The sequence below is a fragment of the Oscillatoria sp. FACHB-1407 genome (genome assembly GCF_014697545.1).
In the GTDB taxonomy this organism is placed as follows: domain Bacteria; phylum Cyanobacteriota; class Cyanobacteriia; order Elainellales; family Elainellaceae; genus FACHB-1407.
In genome coordinates, this window is sequence record NZ_JACJSA010000012.1 from 39,813 (window position 1) to 58,282 (window position 18,470).

Annotated in this window: 13 protein-coding genes; 5 read left to right on the forward strand and 8 right to left on the reverse strand. The window is 48.0% G+C overall.

Annotated elements, in window-relative coordinates:
• Positions 1–72 precede the first annotated feature (72 nt).
• Complete coding sequence (locus tag H6G89_RS19560; RefSeq protein ID WP_190509513.1) at positions 73–960, forward strand: heme-dependent oxidative N-demethylase family protein; 888 nt, start codon at positions 73–75, stop codon at positions 958–960.
• Here the strand turns inward: H6G89_RS19560 and xylB are convergent.
• Positions 949–2,367, reverse strand: a complete 1,419-nt coding sequence (xylB, locus tag H6G89_RS19565) for a xylulokinase (protein WP_190509515.1) — start codon at positions 2,365–2,367, stop codon at positions 949–951. The genes H6G89_RS19560 and xylB overlap by 12 nt on opposite strands.
• Positions 2,368–2,474: 107 nt before the next feature.
• Positions 2,475–2,774: a hypothetical protein gene (locus tag H6G89_RS19570; RefSeq protein WP_190509517.1), complete on the reverse strand. Its 300-nt coding sequence runs from the start codon at positions 2,772–2,774 to the stop codon at positions 2,475–2,477.
• A gap of 339 nt (positions 2,775–3,113) precedes the next feature.
• Between H6G89_RS19570 and H6G89_RS19575 the strand changes: the two genes are divergently transcribed.
• Positions 3,114–3,902, forward strand: a complete 789-nt coding sequence (locus H6G89_RS19575; RefSeq protein WP_190509519.1) for a pentapeptide repeat-containing protein — start codon at positions 3,114–3,116, stop codon at positions 3,900–3,902.
• A gap of 5 nt (positions 3,903–3,907) precedes the next feature.
• On the opposite strand, the gene H6G89_RS19580 is transcribed toward H6G89_RS19575, so the two are convergent.
• Positions 3,908–5,515, reverse strand: a complete 1,608-nt coding sequence (locus tag H6G89_RS19580) for a metallophosphoesterase family protein (RefSeq protein ID WP_190509520.1) — start codon at positions 5,513–5,515, stop codon at positions 3,908–3,910.
• A 546-nt stretch (positions 5,516–6,061) separates the two neighbouring features.
• On the opposite strand from H6G89_RS19580, the gene H6G89_RS19585 reads away from it, so the two are divergent.
• Together H6G89_RS19585 and H6G89_RS19590 are read left to right on the forward strand one after the other, a co-directional pair.
• On the forward strand, positions 6,062–7,978 hold the full coding sequence (locus tag H6G89_RS19585) for an ATP-binding protein (protein ID WP_190509522.1): 1,917 nt from the start codon (positions 6,062–6,064) through the stop codon (positions 7,976–7,978).
• A gap of 54 nt (positions 7,979–8,032) precedes the next feature.
• Positions 8,033–9,367, forward strand: coding sequence for an extracellular solute-binding protein (locus H6G89_RS19590; RefSeq protein WP_190509525.1), 1,335 nt, complete (start codon positions 8,033–8,035; stop codon positions 9,365–9,367).
• Positions 9,368–9,397: 30 nt separating this feature from the next.
• Here H6G89_RS19590 and H6G89_RS19595 read toward each other — a convergent pair whose 3' ends face one another.
• The 5 genes from H6G89_RS19595 to H6G89_RS19615 form a co-directional block, all read right to left on the reverse strand.
• A complete protein-coding gene (locus H6G89_RS19595; RefSeq protein ID WP_190509527.1) occupies positions 9,398–11,902 on the reverse strand; it encodes a two-partner secretion domain-containing protein in 2,505 nt (834 codons plus the stop codon).
• A gap of 92 nt (positions 11,903–11,994) precedes the next feature.
• The gene (locus H6G89_RS19600; protein WP_190509529.1) at positions 11,995–14,292 is read right to left on the reverse strand and encodes a carotenoid oxygenase family protein; all 2,298 of its coding nucleotides are present in this window, start codon (positions 14,290–14,292) and stop codon (positions 11,995–11,997) included.
• 240 nt (positions 14,293–14,532) lie between these two features.
• Entirely contained in the window at positions 14,533–15,252 is a 720-nt protein-coding gene (locus H6G89_RS19605; RefSeq protein ID WP_190509531.1) for an HAD family hydrolase, read from the reverse strand.
• Between the two features lie 242 nt (positions 15,253–15,494).
• Positions 15,495–16,367, reverse strand: coding sequence for a class I SAM-dependent methyltransferase (locus tag H6G89_RS19610; RefSeq protein WP_190509533.1), 873 nt, complete (start codon positions 16,365–16,367; stop codon positions 15,495–15,497).
• Positions 16,368–16,892: 525 nt separating this feature from the next.
• A complete protein-coding gene (locus tag H6G89_RS19615; RefSeq protein WP_190509535.1) occupies positions 16,893–17,177 on the reverse strand; it encodes a hypothetical protein in 285 nt (94 codons plus the stop codon).
• A gap of 209 nt (positions 17,178–17,386) precedes the next feature.
• Between H6G89_RS19615 and H6G89_RS19620 the strand changes: the two genes are divergently transcribed.
• The gene (locus H6G89_RS19620) at positions 17,387–18,343 is read left to right on the forward strand and encodes a LysR family transcriptional regulator (RefSeq protein ID WP_190509537.1); all 957 of its coding nucleotides are present in this window, start codon (positions 17,387–17,389) and stop codon (positions 18,341–18,343) included.
• Positions 18,344–18,470 lie beyond the last annotated feature (127 nt).

The window sequence follows — 18,470 nt, forward strand, 5'->3', positions numbered from 1 at the left end:
CCTCTTCAGCCCTCGTCTGATTGATTCCTGATAGGCGATCGCTAGAATGATGAGAGTAAAACAGATGTCATCATGAATAAGCCCGTCTATTTGCCGTTTAGCAGCGGGAAGTGGCAGTTGAAACCAGGACTCAAACCGCTGCGGCTAGAGGACTGGATTCAAATTGATGAGGAATATTTGCCTTATTTGCGGCGCAAAGCAGAATTGCGAGCAGAACGCTACAACGAGGTGTTTGCTGGACTTCCGGGAACAGAGCCAGCCCAGCAAGAAGTATTGGATTTACTGGTTGACCACTTGCTTCAGCATTTTCCAGACCAGTTTGAGCGATCGCCCACTTCCATTACCAATCACTTGACCCAGGAAACCTGGCGATTTGCCGACTTTGCCACTGCACCGCTTGATCTGGCAGGGCGGTTGGTACAGGAGGATTTATGTCTGATGATGCCCAACGAGAGCGGCTACATTCTGGGAGCCGCATCACTGAGCTTTCCGTCTTACTGGCGGTTGCACGACAAACTGGGACGGGCGATCGCCCCCATTCATGATCCGGTTCCAGGTTACGCGCAGAAGCTCCAACATCCGGTGAATACTTACTTCGATCGCCTCCAACCTGAACATCCAGGCTATCGCATCAACTGGAGCATCACTGGCACTTCAGAACTTTTTTTAGGACACCATCACGTTCACCGTCTTCAGCCTGGAGATATCACTGCCGAGAATGCCGGAGATAAACTCTGGATTCGCATCGAATGGCAAACTCTACGACGAATTCCTATTACACGGGCGATTTTGTTTGGCATCCACACCTATCGCTATCCCATCGCTCTCCTTAAGCAATATCCGGATGCTGCGGCTGGATTACACTCCATGCTCGACCAAATTCCCGAAGACATGCAACGTTACAAAAGCCTAGTGCCCATTCGGGAAGCCTTACAAAAATATCTAGCCTCAATCATTTGATGCCGCTGCAAAACGTTGCCAGGCAGCATCGAGATTTGCATCCCAGGAGTTAGGGGTGATCAGCGAGGATGAGAGCGATACGGTTGGAAGCTCATTGACACTGGAATAGATCCCAACGCCCAGTCCTGCCAGCAGAGCAGCACCACGAGCAGAGGCAGCAGGGCTATCCACCGGACGCAGGGGCACTTGCAGTACATCTGCGAGCAGTTGTCGCCAGGAAGGTTCCAATGTGCCACCCCCGGCTAGACGAATTTCAGCTGGATGCAGGGGCATCACCTCCAACCCCTGGCGAATGGAGAAAGCGACTCCTTCCAGCGCAGCCCGCATCAGGTGTGCTCGCGTGTGGTGTAGCCCCAAACCAACCCAGGAGCCGCGCCGAGACGAATCCAGATGGGGAGTGCGATCGCCCGTAAGGTAGGGCAAAAACGTCAACCCTTCACATCCAGGTGGAACGGCAAATGCCTGCTCGTAGACCTCTGCCCAGGTGAATCCCAAGAGGTGGCGAACCCATTCCAGTGCCAGACCTGCATTTTGAATCGCTGCCAGCGTATACCATTGGTCAGGTAATGCGGAGCGAAACAGGTGGGTGCGATGTTGCGGATCGGGTTGGGGTTGGTCTTGTAGCGTGATCAACTGAGCACCCGACCCAACCGTGAGTTGCACAACGCCTGGGCTCGTCAATCCACTGCCAAGAGCCGCCGCCGCCGTGTCAGCGGCTCCGACGGTGACGGGAATGCCGACCGATAAGCCTAAATGGTTAGCGGCGTCTGAAGTGAGGGTTTCGGCGATCGCCCCCGACGGTCTCAACTCTGGCAACCAGTCTGATCGCAGATTAAGAGCTTTCATCACCGCCCCCGCCCAATCATCCGCCATCACGTCATACAACAGCGTCCCAGAGGCATCAGAGGGTTCTGTAGCGACTCCCCCCGTCAGCCGCAACCGCAGCCAGTCTTTGGGTTGCAGTGCCCATCGTGCCGTTGTGTAGAGTTCGGGTTCATGTTGCCGCAACCAGAGCAACGTCCCCCCTGCCATTCCCGCCGCGATCGGATTGGCTAGTGTCTGTTGCAATTCAAGGGAAAGCTCACGATACTGACTCAAAACCTCACTGGAACGGGTATCTGCCCACAGGATTGCAGAATGCAAGGGTTCTCCCACCTCATCCGTGAGCACAACCCCATGCATTTGTCCCGACAAGCCGATCGCCTGAATCGGTTCACCCCACGCCTGGACAACAGCCCGAACAGCGATCGCCACTCCATTCCACCAATCCTCTGGATTCGACTCTGCCCAACCGGGTTGCGGCGCATGAACCGAATAGGCATGACTGGACTCAGCCACCACCTGCCCCTGGATATCCAGGGCGATCGCCTTAGCGGAGCCTGTGCCTAAATCAATTCCCAGTAACATAAAGCAAGAGAGTGTTTTGAGTCAGACGGTCTGAGCCAGGAGTAGCCTGCTTGGCTTCCCTCCTTTCCTCACTTACCCTATCTCCCTTCCCTACGCAGCGTCCTTCCCTACTCAAATAGCCTACCTTGGCGATAATGGCGTGTATCAAACCATTCCAACACTTCTGCCTCTGTAGCAAACCAGAATGATCTGCCTGTTGTAGGTTCATAAACATACCACCACTCACCCGATGCATCAGAGGTGTGATAGACAGACGGCTCAGAACTTAACTCAAAAAAACCAACAAGCCTTTCCCAAGCTTTTTGGAATCCTGACACGACAAGCCCAAGCTTATCTTGAAGCGAGGATTGCGTCGTAGGAATCAGTTCTAACTTTTCGTAATTGAGCCGCTGTTCATAGGTTCTCATAGCACTTCTCCTGATCGTCAAGGTTTGCCCTACATTAGGACTAAACCCGACAATCTCTAGTGTATGAGAAGGGCTGTAAGCAGACCTCACCTGTCTGGAGTCATCCAATCAGGTGGATTCCCAGAAATTGGGTGCGATCGCCTCCCATAAACTGGGAACTCTAAAATCAGCGCATCATTTTGGACACCTCCCCGGTAGTTTCTACCGGGGTTTTCTATCTTTAAACCATTATTCTCCCAGATCACCCCACATCCTATCCTGATTCCTACGGGTTATCTTGAATACCTTGATTAGAGGGAAATCTCTCTGGGACTCACGCTAACGAAACACACAAATCTTATGGCGAATCAGGAGTACCTCGCCCTGTTAGATCGAGGAATAGATGCTTGGAATGCGTGGCGGCAGATGCAACCTGTTAAGCCAGACCTGAGCGGTATCAACCTCAATGAGGCAGACTTAAAATTAATTGATTTCACACGTACCAATCTCAGTGGTGTCAGTTTAAACCGAGCATCACTTAGAGGAGCCTATTTGCGGGATGCCGATCTCAGCAATGCGTTGTTGCTGGAAATTGATTTGCAAGACGCTGACATGAAAAGTGCGTTGTTGCTTAACGCTGATCTGACCAAAGCCAATCTCCTCCGTGCTCAGCTCTTGAACGCTAATTTAACGGGAGCCATCTTAAGGGATGCCAATTTGGAAAATGCAAACCTGAGTTGGGCTGATCTAACCAATGCTGATTTACGAGGAGCCAATCTCACAGGAGCAGACTTCAGCCGAGCCACATTACATGCCGCTAACTTCAACCTGGTAGATCTCTGCGCCACTAACTTGATTGAGGCTAACTTTAGCCAAGCTAACCTGGTTGGAGTTGACTTTAGTGGAGCCAATTTGAGCCGTGCCAATTTAAGTGGGGCTGATCTGCGGGAGGCATATTTATTTGACGTCAAACTGACTGGAGCTGATTTGACCGGATGTAATCTCAAGGGAGCCTGTCTACACGCGATCGACCTGAGAGAGGTCAATCTGGAAGGAGCAAACCTCAGCGGCACCGATTTAGAAGGCGCGATTTTACCCGTCAATACTCAAGCAGCAGGTAATCAAGACGACATCACCTTGGGATATTAAAATTCTTATCTCAAACTGCTCTGCAAAGCACACACCTCAAAAGGGTCGAGTACCTGGTTGACCCATCGATGCTCAAACCAATCTGAGATAAATGGACGCACCACAAACCGGGGAGGGTTGCCCGCTTTGACATCAATCCGCAAAAACGAGTAAGGGCGATGTTTTTGAGAACCGCTGCCTTTTCGCCCCACGTAGAGCTTGGATTTAGCGACCGATCGCTCAATAAACGTTTCTTTTGCGTCGTCCCCAGCTTCCATCAACTCAGTCAACTCAGGTCCTTCTTGGCGTTGTCGTCGCAAGCTATAACCACTGCCGCCACAGATAATCCAGTTGGTGTAAGCATCTGCGTGTCCAGTATCGACAGTCTGAAGATGCTCTAAACAATGAGCGTGCCCGTTGAGCACCAGATCCACGATCGATCGCCCCTCTGACAAAGACCCGATCGCCTTTGCCACGTCATTCAACACACGCCGCAACCGTCGCCGCACCATCAGGGTTTGGGCCTGGTGCCACTTCGTTGCCTCAGTCACGTAGGGTGGATGGTGAAAGTAAATGATCCGTCCACGCGCATCTGGATCATGCCATGACTCAATTAGCTCCTTTTCAAGCCAATTTAGCTGCTCACTGTCAACCACTGTCATCTCGTTGGATGCCAACTGTTTGAGAATATCCCTCTCAACTTCATCCAATTGCTGGAGCTTGGCTTGCAAATCGTCCATTTGTTCTACAGTATCCGGCGAATCAGGCGTCAGCTTTGCTGAAGCTTCACTCACCTCCATCTTGTCTCGTTCGATCTGTTCCAGTCGCTTCTCCAAAATGCGGCGATAGGCATCGCCTTCCTGACTGTCGGGCAACGGAGACGGAGCATTGAAAGTGTTGGAGTCGAGGGCAAAAAAATCAATGCCTCCCATCCGAAAACTGTAATAGCGATTGGGAAGACGAGTAAAGTGACCGGGTTGATAGCGCAGACAAGCCCCCGATTTTGTCTTAGCTGTGTAGTGCTCGTTGAGGTGTTGATCTAACGTACCGGGTAACCGATCTTTGAGGCAGTCTAGAAAGGCACGAGCATAAGCTCTGCCTTGATAGGAGCCGTGCCAACCGACATCTAGATCAACATGAGACTGGAGTAAACGACGGACGGGCAGCATGAGTTGGGCAGCCAACCCATAAAACGGTGACAGATCATAGTAGTCGTGATTTCCAGGGACAGGCAGGATGGGAAAAGCAAACACCATCTGGTCATAGGCGATCGCCTTTCCTGTTTCACCCCCAACCAAAAATTCGCGATAGGGTTCAATGAAATTTTTAGGATAATACTCGCTTGAGCCAACCAGATAAATCACATCTCCGGTGTGCAATACAAAGCGGCATTCGTCGCGATGCTGAAACATCTGCTCCGCAATTTGGCGTTGGGGATTGTGCCCACGGTGAGGTCCAGATCCGCTATCCCCAATCACCATAAACGAAAACTCTGGGGTATCGGGTTTACCATCGTCAAACACCAGACGAGTCTGGTCAATTCCACGATCGGCGATCGCAGGATCGCGCCAGCGCACCCGTTCTGCCATCTTGCGAATCTTGACATCAATACGTGGTTCAGAGATAAATCCCATAGTTCTTCACAGGCTTGAGTACACTGGGTTACAAGCTCAATCAAGAGCAGCTGTGCTGAGTATCTACCAAATTTCCAGAATCTGCATCTACCATTGAGTAATGACTATAGGTAGGCAGTTTGGCTCCTGTCTGAATTGCTCCATTTCCAAGTAGCAACTCAACCGCTTAGCACCAATCACCTTGGTATCAACCATGACAGTGACGCTTGTAGGAAGACTTTAATGTGATACGTGGAACTTATCAGAATCAGGCTTGATCTACCATATTAAGAGTGTTTTTCTATCTCTGTCGTCAATTTGGGTGGTCTTCATTAAACAAGAGTTAGAAATCACTAAGTACTGCTATTCATAGATAGGGTTTGGAAATACAACCAGGGGGGTGTGGGGGCTGCGCCTCCAACCAGGGGTGGAACCCCTGCACCCCAAATTCCCACCCTTATTTACGACGAGTTGTACTAAGCCTTGGATTCAATTCATAGAATGGATCTTTGTTGAATCAGAATTAGGGTCTAATGTACGAACCTGCTTTTAATTATTGTCGTTGTCATGAATGCAGACAATAAAAGCGTCATATTAGCGGAATCTTCAAGATTAATTGGACAGATTGGCAACAATCTTGTTCTTAATCTGCACATCCGAATTCGAGAAATTGAAGCACTGACTAGAACCATTGGGGCGATTGTTGAAGGACTACCTAAGTCTGAGGATTTATTTCAACGACTGCTGCCAACACTCATTAACTTCCAGGGAGATGTAGGTGTAGCAGGAGGAGGGGTGTGGCCTGAACCCTATGCCTTCTCATCGACGTGTGAAAGGCGCAGTTTTTTTTGGGGTCGCAATCAAAACGGTGACTTTGAGTATTTTGATAACTATAATCAATCGCCCCCAGGCTATCACCACGAAGTCTGGTATGTTGTCGGTCGCCACGCCAAACCGGGGCAATGTGTCTGGAGTAAGTCCTACATGGATCGGTACTCCTGTCAGCCCATGGTGACTTGCACTAGCCCTACCTTTGAGAAGGAACAATTTACAGGCGTCGTCACCATCGATTTGAATTTGGAGAGTTTACAAGCCACCGTTGAAAGTTGGCGCAACAAAACAGGGGGTTATGTTTTCATCCTCGATCAAGTCAATAAGTTCATCACTTTTCCTCAACCTGCTCTCGTTAAAAAGGTGACTGAAGGTACAGGTAACTGCCAGCCTGAAGAGTTGATGTTAATTGATGAATTTGTTCAGGAAGAGCCTCTATTTGAGCCGATCGCCACTGCGGTAAATGAGATGAATCAGGCGATCATTCAAAAAGCTAAGGAAACGCCCCATTTCCAGTCAGAAACAGCCCCAGAAATTGAACAGTCTGGTCATCACATCAACTCCTCAGAAGCTGAGTTGATTGCAGCGGTCATGGCTAATCCATTTGCGGATGGCGATCGCACAACCTATCTTTATAAAACCATTAGTGTTGAAAACGACTTTTTACTGAAGGAATTCTGTACTGTATTTTTGTTTCATGTCCCTCGTGCCTATTGGAAGATTGCGGTAGTCAAGCCTTTTTCAGAAGCGGCGATCGAAACCTATAGTGTGATCCAATCTGAAAAGCGATCGAGTTTAGGGCAGTTAGTTGCTGGGGTTGCTCATGAGATTAATAACCCCATCAATTACATCTATGGCAATATTGACTACGCCAATGCATACACCAAAGATTTGTTGGAATTAATTGAGCTTTATCAACGACATTACCCCAACGCCAATCCCGACATTCAAAAATATTTAGAGGCAAAAGACTACAAATTCCTCATTATCGATCTTCCTAAAATCCTCAGTTCAATGCGAGTTGGAGCCGATCGCATTCGGCAGATTGTGTTATCACTCCGCAACTTTGCTCAGTTGGACGAAACAGCCATCAAAGCTGTCGATTTACACGAAAACATCGATAACACTCTCCTTTTATTAGAACCGCGACTCAAAGCAAAGGGTGAGTATCCTGGTGTTCAGGTGATTCGAGAATATGATGATTTACCTCTGATAGAGTGTTACCCTTCTCCACTGAATCAGGTATTTATGAACATTCTGATTAACGCTCTCGATGCGATGGAAGAAGAATTTAAAGTTCACCAATCGTTGAGTAGAGGTACTAATTTAGAACTGTCTAAGACATTAGAAGGAGTATCAGAGGCGCAAAGTTCATGTTCAAAATCACCCTGTTTAAAGATCAAAACTGAACTCGTTAATAGCTCTCACGTTGCTATTCATATTGTTGATAATGGACCCGGTATTCCAGAACTGTTGCAAAAGCATTTATTCGATCCATTCTTCACGACCAAACCTGCGGGTAAAGGCACTGGATTAGGGCTAGCCATCTGTCATCAAATTGTCACTGAGAAACACGAAGGCAACTTACGGTGTTTTTCAGAAGTTGGGCAGGGAACAGAATTTTTGATTGAGATTCCGATTCGAGTGCGTTGACTATCGCCATGCCAAAGTTGAGAATAACTGAGAATTCAAGTTTGGCGAACAGAAATGGGTTGGCGCAACGATTTAGTGAGACAGCACACGCTTCAACGTATCAGTCATGTTTTTAAGACCATCGTGTTTGTCTTGGTGATGGGTGCGTGCCTGATCACTCTAACCGCCTGTCAAGCGAGCGATCGCCCTTCCTCTGATTCCTCAACGGTGACTCACCTGACGCTATGGCATGGTATCAATCCGCCGCCCAACCGGGATGTATTTCAAAAGTTGGTGGATCAGTTCAACCAGACCCATCCCCAGATTCAAGTAGAGTCACTGTACGTCGGGCAATCGGATCAGCAAATGCCTAAAATTTTGGCAGCGGTCGTCGGGAATGCGCCTCCCAATATGCTGTGGTATCCACCCATGATCACGGGTGAGTTAGTAGAGTTGCAGGCGATTCGACCGATTGAGGACTGGTTAACCAGCAACCCAATTCAGGATGAAATAGATCCAGTGTTATTTGAATCCATGCAGTTTGAAGACCATCTCTGGTCAGTGCCGTTTGGAGTCAACAACGTTGGCATTTTTTATCGCCCCAGTTTGTTTCAAGCCGCAGGAATTACCCAATTGCCTGCCACCTGGGAGGAGTTAAGGCAAACCGCGAAAATTCTGACCCGACGCAGCAGGGGGCAAGATCAATACGGGATGGTGTTGCCGTTGGGCAAGGGTGAATGGACGGTGTTTACCTGGCTACCCTTTATGTGGAGTGGCGGTGGTGAGTTGACCAGTCCTGAAAAGCTCGGTGCCCAGGTTGAGAATGAGGGGGCGATCGCGGCTCTGCACCTGTGGCAAGACCTGTTAACCGATGGCTCTGCCATTTTGTCTCAACCCGAACGAGGCTTTGAGTTAGATGGTTTCCTTAAAGGGCGAGTAGCCATGCAACTCACCGGACCCTGGACATTGGGACAACTGGCAGGAACGAATGTCGATTTTGGGGTGATGCCGATTCCTGCTGAGGTCAGACCAGCAACGGCAATGGGCGGCGAGAATTTATTCATTTTCAGAACGACTCCTCAAGCAGAAGAGGCATCTCTCGTTTTTGCGGAGTATGTGTTGAGTGAAGCTTTTCAGACGCAGTGGGCGATCGGCACCGGATACTTACCTGTCAATTTGCGATCGCGCCAGAGTGAGGAATATCAAGCCTTTGTCGCTCAGCAACCCGCTGTTCAGGTGTTTCTCGATCAGGCAGAACATGGGCGATCGCGTCCCATTGCCCCTGGTTATAACCGCATCTCAGAAAGTGTAGGACGGGCGATCGAGGCAACACTGCTCGGTCAAAGTACCCCCGAATCAGCCCTGCAAACTGCACAACAACGATTGGATCTAATCTTCGGGAAAGGGTAAAGCCACGATGCGATTCATCCCTTCCCTGTCTTACCCTCCTGGACAGGTTGCCTCAACTCTATCAGGAGCATGAGGAGTCGCGTGGCTTGCCTCAGCGATTAACATAACCTTGCCATCCGAGCCAACCGTCCAACCTTGCGCTTCTATAACTGGATTAGCCGTTTGTGTCACCGCTGGTTGAGCCGAGGTGTTGTCAATTGCGCCCGCCATCTCTTCAGCGATCGGGCTTTCCCAATCCACCAAAATTGTGTCGCTCAGCAGTGGATCGGTTGGACTGGGTGGCAAACCTCCGCGTCCAGTGATCAAAAATTCACCTCTGGACTGGGCAACGCTTGTGCCTCTGGTGGAGCAGTCTTGAGCAATCAGTCGAGAAGCATCGACCACTCCAGTTGGCAACTCAACGAGTCCTCGATTGGGGTCAACATCAAGAGTTGTAATTTCAATTTCCCCGTCAACCCCAGTCCGAGAACTGGCATTAAGCTCACTGCGAAACGTGTCCTGATTACTCTCGACTAATCCAAAAATTCCCTGAGTGTTGATACCAATGAACCCGCCCTCACCATCAACAGCACTGGCAATAATGTCACTGTTTTCATTGGGAACAGCAGCAACAAACCCGGCTCTAATGGTAACGTTGCCACCATTAGCGTCTGCTTGAGCACGAGCAGAAATGAGACTCCTTTGACGCAGAGTTAGAGCGTTAAGCACAAGCAACTCAACATTTCCTCCCGTGCCAATGCCAGTGGATGCTCTAAGGCTGCTTCTATTCTCTAACTGCACATCATCTGCTTCAATTCGCAAATTTCCTGCTGTTCCACGTCTAGCACCACTGACCGTAATCCTACCGCCATCGGCAACGGTTAACCTTGCAGTAAAGATATTCAGGTTGCCCGCTGCCCCAGCAAAATTTGTATCCGCTCGTAGACCTGTATTACGAACTCCTTCACCCCGAATCTCAATAAATTCGGTTGCATTCACAGTCAACGTACCTCCGATTCCGCTTCTAAAAACATTTGAGGAAATTACACCGCCCTGCCGCAGCAAAATGCGATCGGCATTGACTGTTAAATCTCCTGCCTGTCCCGTTGTAGTAGAGCTAGAGGTAATCACACTTTGCACTACACCTGTTGGGTTAGTACCTCTGACTTCCACATCATTTGCATCAATAGTCATACGCCCCCCTCTACCTCCTGTGAAGGTATTAGAGGTAATCACTCCACCCCGATCAACCAACAATCGATTGGTGTTGATGATTAAGTTTCCTGCATTACCTGCGGGTGTTGCAGTCAGGGTAGCTAAGGAACTGACCCCATTGAGTTCAAACCCTAGCCGATTATTGAGGAATAGATTATCTCCATCTCCACCCACCGGAACCCATCCGCTCACTTCAATGTAATCTGAGGCATTAATTGTTAAGTCACCACCATCTCCCGACCCTGTAAAGTTACTGCCAGTATTAATCCTTCCACCATCTCGTGCGATCAAGCGTCGAGTATTAATCGTTATTGATCCAGCATCTCCCGATCCCAGAGTGCTGGAGTTAATCACACTACGAAACGGCACTAAAATGTCTAGAAATGCTAAATCAGGCTCATATCTTTCTGCAATATTGGTTCTCCCGATAACTTCTAGCGACTCACTGGCGTTGATGGTTATAGGTTGTCCCCGCTGATCACCCAGAGTGCTGGAGTTAATGCTTGCGCCTCCTGTGAGAGTGACGTTGCGCCCTTGAACCCGAATCTCGCCGCCGCCTATGCCACTGGCGTTAACCTCTGCCAAATCGGTTAGACGGATGTCTTGAAACGACCTTGCTTGTTGATAACCTAATTGATAGCTAGAGCCTTCTGGAATCAAACTCACCTGGCTATTGGCTCCAACGCTACTTAGCTCAATTTGCCCCCCAAAGGAAGTCAAGTCGCCCCCATCCAACCAAATATCACCTCCAATCAAGGACAGGGTTTGCCCAGGAGCAACCTGTAGCCCGATTTGAGTCGGAGCACCTTGAAATCCTGGTGCGGACACTCTCGATCGATTAACAATGCTGCCCGGATTCGCCCCAAACCCCAGACCAATAGGGGCACTAATTGTTAGTAGGGGTGATGCTTGTGGTTCAGATGCGCTAAATGTGGTGCCATCTGCGAAGAGAATGCGATCGCCCGTACTGGCAAAAAAAGACCCCCCAATGTTGAGAGCGGCATTAGGGCCAAACAGAATGCCATTGGGGTTTAACAAAAACAAATTAGCCGTGCCATTGGCTCGAATCGTTCCATTAATTCTGGAAACTGACCCACCTGTGACCCGGCTAAAAATATTTTGAATATCTACCGCATTGTTGAAGTAGGCTGTCGTATCTACCGACAACGAAAACTGATCAAAGCTGTGGAAGAGATTGCTGCCTGCGGTCGTGCCATCGTCAATCTGAATTGTGTTTCCGTTTTGATTAACCCTGGAATTCGTGGGTAAGGTGCGATCGGGAATAACCTGGGCGATCGCACTCGGTGCTCCAAAGATCGACAAACCAGCAACAGACGACACAAACCAAGTAGAAACGGGGAACCAATAAATTTTTCTCTTCACAATGAATCCAGTGGGGGTTCAAAATACTCCCTCTATCTAGCCTTCATTATCTAGTATCTAGCTTGATGAGCTTCATCCCACTTCTGATACACCGCTTCAAATAGCTCCTCGATTTTTCTTCTAGTCTCAAGTGAGATGCGCTGTTTTTGAATTTGGTGGTCGAGCCACTTCTGCACCTGTGGAGCATAGTCTTGACGCACGTTGTAGTGGTTACCTGATGCAGGCGAGGACTTGGGCGATCGCGGTGGGAGCCAGGTGGTATGTAATGTAAAACCGAGATGCAACTGAGGGTGGCTAAGCCGACAGAGGGGTTGCCCTCCCAGATTATCCTTCTCGGCATCAAAGATCCAGATCTCGCTGTTGTTTTGTCGGGGTTGCTCATCAAGGGGGCAATCACAATCGCTTGGCGTAATCACGACACAAACGATATAACCTTGCCTGGAACCTGTCGAATTTGCCTTGGGAATAAATTGGGCAGATGTCCCCAAATATCCTTTTGGAAACTGATAAGAATCCATCAGTTGAATACCAATAGGTAAACCCTCTATATCTCGTTCAATATGTACTCGGCAAAGATTAGAAGGGATGCCCTCTAGAGCAATTTCAAACAGCGTTAAATGGGTTAACTCAGAGCCATCAGATGTGGGTGATAAGATAGCTGTCACCGATTCGTCATCTGGCTCACCAACAGGAACGACCCGATCTTCGTAATCTTCATACAAATTCAAAACATGTTGAGAAAGAGTATCAGTCCAACAGCCCCAACTATTCCAATAAATGTCATTGAATTGGGCTGAGTGCTGCTCATTGCGACAGGCATAAAATGCTGTAGCCCAGGTTTTATCAATATCATACTTGGTGTAAGGAATCACTTTCTGATTGTCTACATCAATGACATAACATCCCACTCGATTTACATCTGTCGGACCACAAATTGAGCCAGCTAATTGTCTCAAACTACGAGTAATTCCTAAGTCTTTGTAGATTGATAGATCGCTAATTCTCAATGTTTCTGAGGGATCAGTCGCACAAATATGAGCCGCATGAAGCACAATCTTGCCATCAGGATTCTCATAATCAACGATGTAATGAGTCATCGGATATTCAAGCTTGAAATGCTGTGCCTTGACTCGCTTTTTTCCGGGAATTAAATCCGCTCGACGAACAACGTAGAGATTCGTTTCAGGATAAGCCGCATAGTCGAACAAATACATGATTAACAGCAAAACCTGGTTTGCAATGTCATCATGCAAAAAAGGGATAACCTCACTTAAATCAAACTTAAATGCCGTGTCAGTCAAGATTACAAAATCTCTTGTCAACGCCATTTGGTGTAACGTCTGGCGAATTTTGATGGGATATCCCTTTGAGTTAACAACCTTCCATTGATCCAGGGTCTTTGTTTTCTCTGAGGCAAATGGCTTACCATCCCATCGCAACAAATAAACAGCATCCCCTTTACCAAAGATCAAATTGATGAAGAAGTGAAAGATATCATCAACTGCCAAAAAAATGTTGAGAGATACAGCGATCGCTCTCAGTCTTCGCTTTAGTGGAGATGCCTTTACACTTTCTAATAATTTCTCAAGACGAAGCTTAAGCGATCGCGACAGCCACAAAATCGTGGAGATCGATTTACTAACATTTACGGTAAAGAATTCACCATCTTGTTTCTCTCCACCTTGTGGGTCAAAACAAGGATGAGAGGTAGACATCACTTGCGAAAAAGGCAGATTGCCCGTGAGAGATGTAGTAGCATTCCACTCATCATTCCAACCAATTGGAGCAACTAATTCGAGTGTGTCAGGATCAACTTCAAAATGACGGCCTGTATCCCATGTGATTAACAATCTCTCTTGATCATCCGTTGAAAACTTAAAGGGAACAAAAGCGGTATTGAGTTGATTACGAATTCCTAAACTCACAAAAGTATCTTTAACAAATGAGAGTCGGCCATACCCAAAATTCTTAAATTTAAGGTCTTGAAACTGTTCCTCATTCTGTGTCAATTCATCCGCATAGTAACAGGGCGGTTTAACAATTCGAGTTTTGACAGTGGCTTTTCCCTCGACAAAATCAACTCGATAAACCATGCCATCTCCGTTAAATAACGGAGTCAAACCATCAGCAGCAGGTAATGCAATATGTGCATTATTCTCTGGATCAGGGCGATAGGAATCTAGCGTGCCTGCTGGGGCAGTTAAGAAGAAATGACCTTCTAAATCAGGGGGTAAAGTTGTATCTTCAATGCCACAGGTTTTCTTGATATTCAGTTGTAGATGGTCAATCTCTTCACGACTAACTGAGAGGATCGCTTTAGGAAAAAACTGAGGATCTGTCTGATTCATAGGAATGACGAGTCAAAAGATTGGGGGCAATGAAAACCTAGATCCCCGGCTTTCAAAAAACCGGGGATCTCAACGCTGTATCCGTGAAAACAATATCGCCTGAATGTTTGAGGTTCTAAGGTGCTGATGGGGTTTATTAATGAGCCTCGTTGATTGCTTGAATTATCCCCACCAACTTATTAACTATATAGGGTTAATTCCTTTGAATTATGCATAAGATAAACGCTTCAGTCCGGTATTCTAGCTTACCGTTTGTCGCGATTTAGTACCTGAAAAGCGATCGCGAATTCGGTCTAATTCTAGTTCTGTCAAGTAATCAACCGCCCAGTTTGCCCGACGCTGCATCATGTGAAATGGGTAGGTATTCGCCACACCAACCACCTGAATGCCTGCCCGTTTTGCCGCTTCAATACCTGCAAACGTATCTTCGATCGCCAGACATTCATTGGGTTGCAATAGTAAATCAGGAAACTGTTGATTTAACCGTTTAATCGCTAACAAATATCCTTCTGGCTCTGGCTTGCTCTGCGTAATTTCGTCACCTGCCACGATCGCCGCAAAGTGTTGAGACAACTGCGATCGCTCCAACACTAACTCAATCTCAGCCCGCATGGCACCGCTCACCACCGCCATCTTGATCTGGGCTGACCGCAATTGAAAGATCAAATCGGCTAACCCAGGGTAAATTGGGAGTTTCTCAATCACCTCTAGCTGTTGTTGATAGGCACGCGATTTGCGAGCGATCAACTCATCTAAATATTTGTCCGTCACTATTCGACCTCGCCGCGCCAACAGATCGGTCAAACAGGCGCGATCGCTTCGTCCTACGCAGACCTGCCAATATTCCTCCGGTTTGGGGCGCAGATTTTCTTCAATCAAAAGCTGATCGATCAACTTTTGATGTAACGGCTCATCATTAATAATGACTCCGTTGAAGTCAAACAAAACGGCTTTTAGCATACGGTAGCCTTTGGGGAGCGAGCAATGGGAAACAGAAGAATAAAAATTTAATAATTTATTAATAATTTATCGTCCATCGTTCGTGGCTAATGGTCAATGGCAGGATGTGCAACTTTTGCCCCTCATCCTAACCTTTCTGCCAGAGAGGAGCTTTTCAAAAAAGCTAAAATTCCCTCGCTTGTAGGAAAAGGCCAGGGTAAGGGCACTAACAATAACCGATCAACCGAACCAATCATTGCCGATTAACCGCTGACTACCCACTGCTCGCCACCGACCGTTGACCATTGATCACGAATCTCCTCAAGCGATCGCCCCAACCTCGGCTTCACGCCCCGCGTAATTTGGTGAATACCCCAGACCATCTCCGTTTGCACCGCTCCAAATCCGGCACTACCCATCCAGGCATCGACACTTCCAGCGGCAAAATCCTTGATATAGGGTTCTTCAAAGATCTCCATCAACCAGGGAGTATGGCGCAAGACTCCTTGATTGCCGTCTAAAATAATCACCTCGCCACCAACTGTGAGCAGACGAAAAGCTTCTTGCAAGATCTGCTTTGAAACTTCAGACGGAGTTTCATGAAACAGCAGCGATGCGGTCACCAGATCAAAGCTGGCATTGGGAAGTCCTGTACTTTCGGCATTGCCATGTCGAAACTGGATCGGCAAACTGGCATCCCGTGCTTTGTCTTCTGCAACCACAAGCATGTAGGGCGACAGATCTATGCCAATCACCTCGGCATCTGGAAAGGCATACTTCAACAGACGAGTTGTGCTCCCCGTACCGCACCCCAAATCCAAAATCCGCCGGGGTTTTCCCTGGACATGCTCAATCACGCTTTGCCGTACCCATTCCTCGTTGGGTGCTAAAACGTATTGGGTAATGGGATCATAGGAAACCGCCGCACCGATCGTGAGATACCCCCCTTCGATGCTGTGAAAGTTTTGTGAACGGTAGTAATCAGGATAAACCACGGTGGGGTCTGTGAGGCGATCGCACTCCTTCGTCCAATCCTTGCTGTGGTAGTAGCGCGTGAGCGCATCCCGATCGATTAAAAAGTTTTTGAAAATAGGTGCCAAAAACCGTTCAAAAATAGTGTCCTTCCGAATTGCCATAGAAATGCCTGAGTGAGTGCTGTTTTTACATAGACGTGTTTTGTGTGGGGTACTTTACACAGAGATGAGCTACACAAAGGTGCTTTAAAACAAGTGATGTTTTACAAAGTGTAATAAATTTTGGCGGTTAGAACATCATGCAGCTTATGCATCCGTAGTAGCTATAGAGCGAAGAGAGCGATCTTTCTTGCTCTCGGAACCTGGGGCGAGGGATCGCTTAAGACAACAGTGTTGGATCGTAAACTCAGGTTTCTGGATAACCGAAACGGATTTCCTGCACAATCAGCAACCATGGTGGATTTTCAAAACTCAACTGTCTCAACTAGAAAATACAATCGAGCACCGAGCGAGCAACATCACCAGCTATGCATACATTGGAGATTTTTGGGAAAAGCCTAAATCAGGCTTTGAGCTTAACTTACTTTCAACCCCCTCAGCCTCAACCCATGGACAAATTCCCCGACTTTTTAGAGAAATCGGGGAGTTGAGTGAATGGATATTGAATTCATTTATTCGATGTAACGCCTAAAAGTTGTAACGTTCATCGAGCCACGTCCGCACCTCCAATTCAGAATAAAAAACTGAGGTTTGATCGGTGGTGGGGTCATACACGTTCCATAGCATCTCACCCGCAGACCCTTGAGTTTGCCAAATTTGAGGTTCTGAGTTGCCTGCCATGCGGGCAACCATATTACCCAGCGCGCGGCTGAGCGAGGCAGTCAGACCGGACTTAACAAATGGCTTCTGAACTGATACATTGGAATTTATCTCTGCTCGTTCCTTCTTCAAAAAATAGGCATCGGCTCTCATATCATTAACTCCCGTTGGCTTGGTTGAAGGTAGACCTTGACTTGATTAGATGTAGACAGTGATTTCAGGCTTGCCGTCTACATTTACACTCTATTCATTTCCCAAGAGACAATCAAAAGGAAGTATGAATAGAATTCATGAACAAAATCGATAGATAGACCATCGATTTCCAGCACGGGACAATCAGATCCATTCTGAGGGGGGAGTAGATGAGAGAGGTCAACCGGGACGGCGTTAAATTGTCTCAATTGCGTGCTTTGGTAACCGTTGCAGAGCACGGCAATTTTAGCGAGGCAGCGTTGCATTTAGCGGTGTCTCAATCTGCTATTAGCCATGCGATCGCCAGTTTGGAACAAGAGTTGGGTGTCATTTTGTTGTCTCGTGGACGGCATGGGGCACGACTAACCCCTGTGGGTGAGCGCATTACGCAGCACGCGAAGGAAATGCTGCAACTGCTCGACACCATCGGCAAAGAAGCCAACCGCTCGAAGGGGTTGCAGGGTGGCGAAGTTCGGATCTCCTGTTTTCGCAGCGTCGCGACTCACGTTCTGCCAGAAATCATGGCGGAGTTTCGCAGTGCCTATCCTGCGATCGCCATCACCCTCAATGAATTTCGCGGTAATGAGGGGGGGTATGACGGCATTGAGCAATCCCTGCGCGAAGGCAAAGCTGATATTGGGTTTACCTGTCTGCCACCTGCACCTGAATTTGACAGGCTAGAGCTGATGCGTGACGAGTACTTTGTCCTTTGTCCACCCCAATGGGACATTCCCCATTCCCTCTGCTGGGAGGATCTCCGCAAGTACCCCATTATCTTGCCTCCCGATGATGACTATTGCTCCACGCTCATTCGTAACCACTTTAATAAACTGGTTCAACCCCTCAACGCTCAATACAAAATTAAAGAGGACTCGACCATCGTCAGCATGGTGACTCAAGGCTTGGGGATAACGGTTATGGCGCGATTAGCCGCAGAACCAATGCCCCCCGAAATTCAGGTGCGGCGATTGCCTGTACCTCTAGAGCGGAAAATTTGTGTCGTGACGTTGGCAGATGCGCTCCATTCTCCAGCTGTTTATGCTTTCCTGGAAACCATTAAACGTATGAACCGATCGCTTAACCAACCTAAAACAATCTCAGCCAGCGATCGCCTTAAAACGGCATAACCCCTCTTTCACCTTAACGGTCTGGTTAGGGCGTTTCACGAAACACCCCTACTGGAAATCAGGATCTTGGCGGTTGAAACTGCCGTTATTGAAACAAAACTGACCTGCGTTAGTTCGTCAAAAATTG

What these genes read in the sequence shown, in the direction of transcription:
- H6G89_RS19615 (WP_190509535.1), bottom strand. Translation starts at nt 17,177, where the DNA reads ATGAGAGCCGATGCCTATTTTTTGAAGAAGGAACGAGCAGAGATAAAT.
- H6G89_RS19580 (WP_190509520.1), bottom strand. Translation starts at nt 5,515, where the DNA reads ATGGGATTTATCTCTGAACCACGTATTGATGTCAAGATTCGCAAGATG.
- H6G89_RS19605 (WP_190509531.1), bottom strand. Translation starts at nt 15,252, where the DNA reads ATGCTAAAAGCCGTTTTGTTTGACTTCAACGGAGTCATTATTAATGAT.
- xylB (WP_190509515.1), bottom strand. Translation starts at nt 2,367, where the DNA reads ATGTTACTGGGAATTGATTTAGGCACAGGCTCCGCTAAGGCGATCGCC.
- H6G89_RS19570 (WP_190509517.1), bottom strand. Translation starts at nt 2,774, where the DNA reads ATGAGAACCTATGAACAGCGGCTCAATTACGAAAAGTTAGAACTGATT.
- H6G89_RS19585 (WP_190509522.1), top strand. Translation starts at nt 6,062, where the DNA reads ATGAATGCAGACAATAAAAGCGTCATATTAGCGGAATCTTCAAGATTA.
- H6G89_RS19600 (WP_190509529.1), bottom strand. Translation starts at nt 14,292, where the DNA reads ATGAATCAGACAGATCCTCAGTTTTTTCCTAAAGCGATCCTCTCAGTT.
- H6G89_RS19590 (WP_190509525.1), top strand. Translation starts at nt 8,033, where the DNA reads ATGGGTTGGCGCAACGATTTAGTGAGACAGCACACGCTTCAACGTATC.
- H6G89_RS19575 (WP_190509519.1), top strand. Translation starts at nt 3,114, where the DNA reads ATGGCGAATCAGGAGTACCTCGCCCTGTTAGATCGAGGAATAGATGCT.
- H6G89_RS19610 (WP_190509533.1), bottom strand. Translation starts at nt 16,367, where the DNA reads ATGGCAATTCGGAAGGACACTATTTTTGAACGGTTTTTGGCACCTATT.
- H6G89_RS19560 (WP_190509513.1), top strand. Translation starts at nt 73, where the DNA reads ATGAATAAGCCCGTCTATTTGCCGTTTAGCAGCGGGAAGTGGCAGTTG.
- H6G89_RS19620 (WP_190509537.1), top strand. Translation starts at nt 17,387, where the DNA reads ATGAGAGAGGTCAACCGGGACGGCGTTAAATTGTCTCAATTGCGTGCT.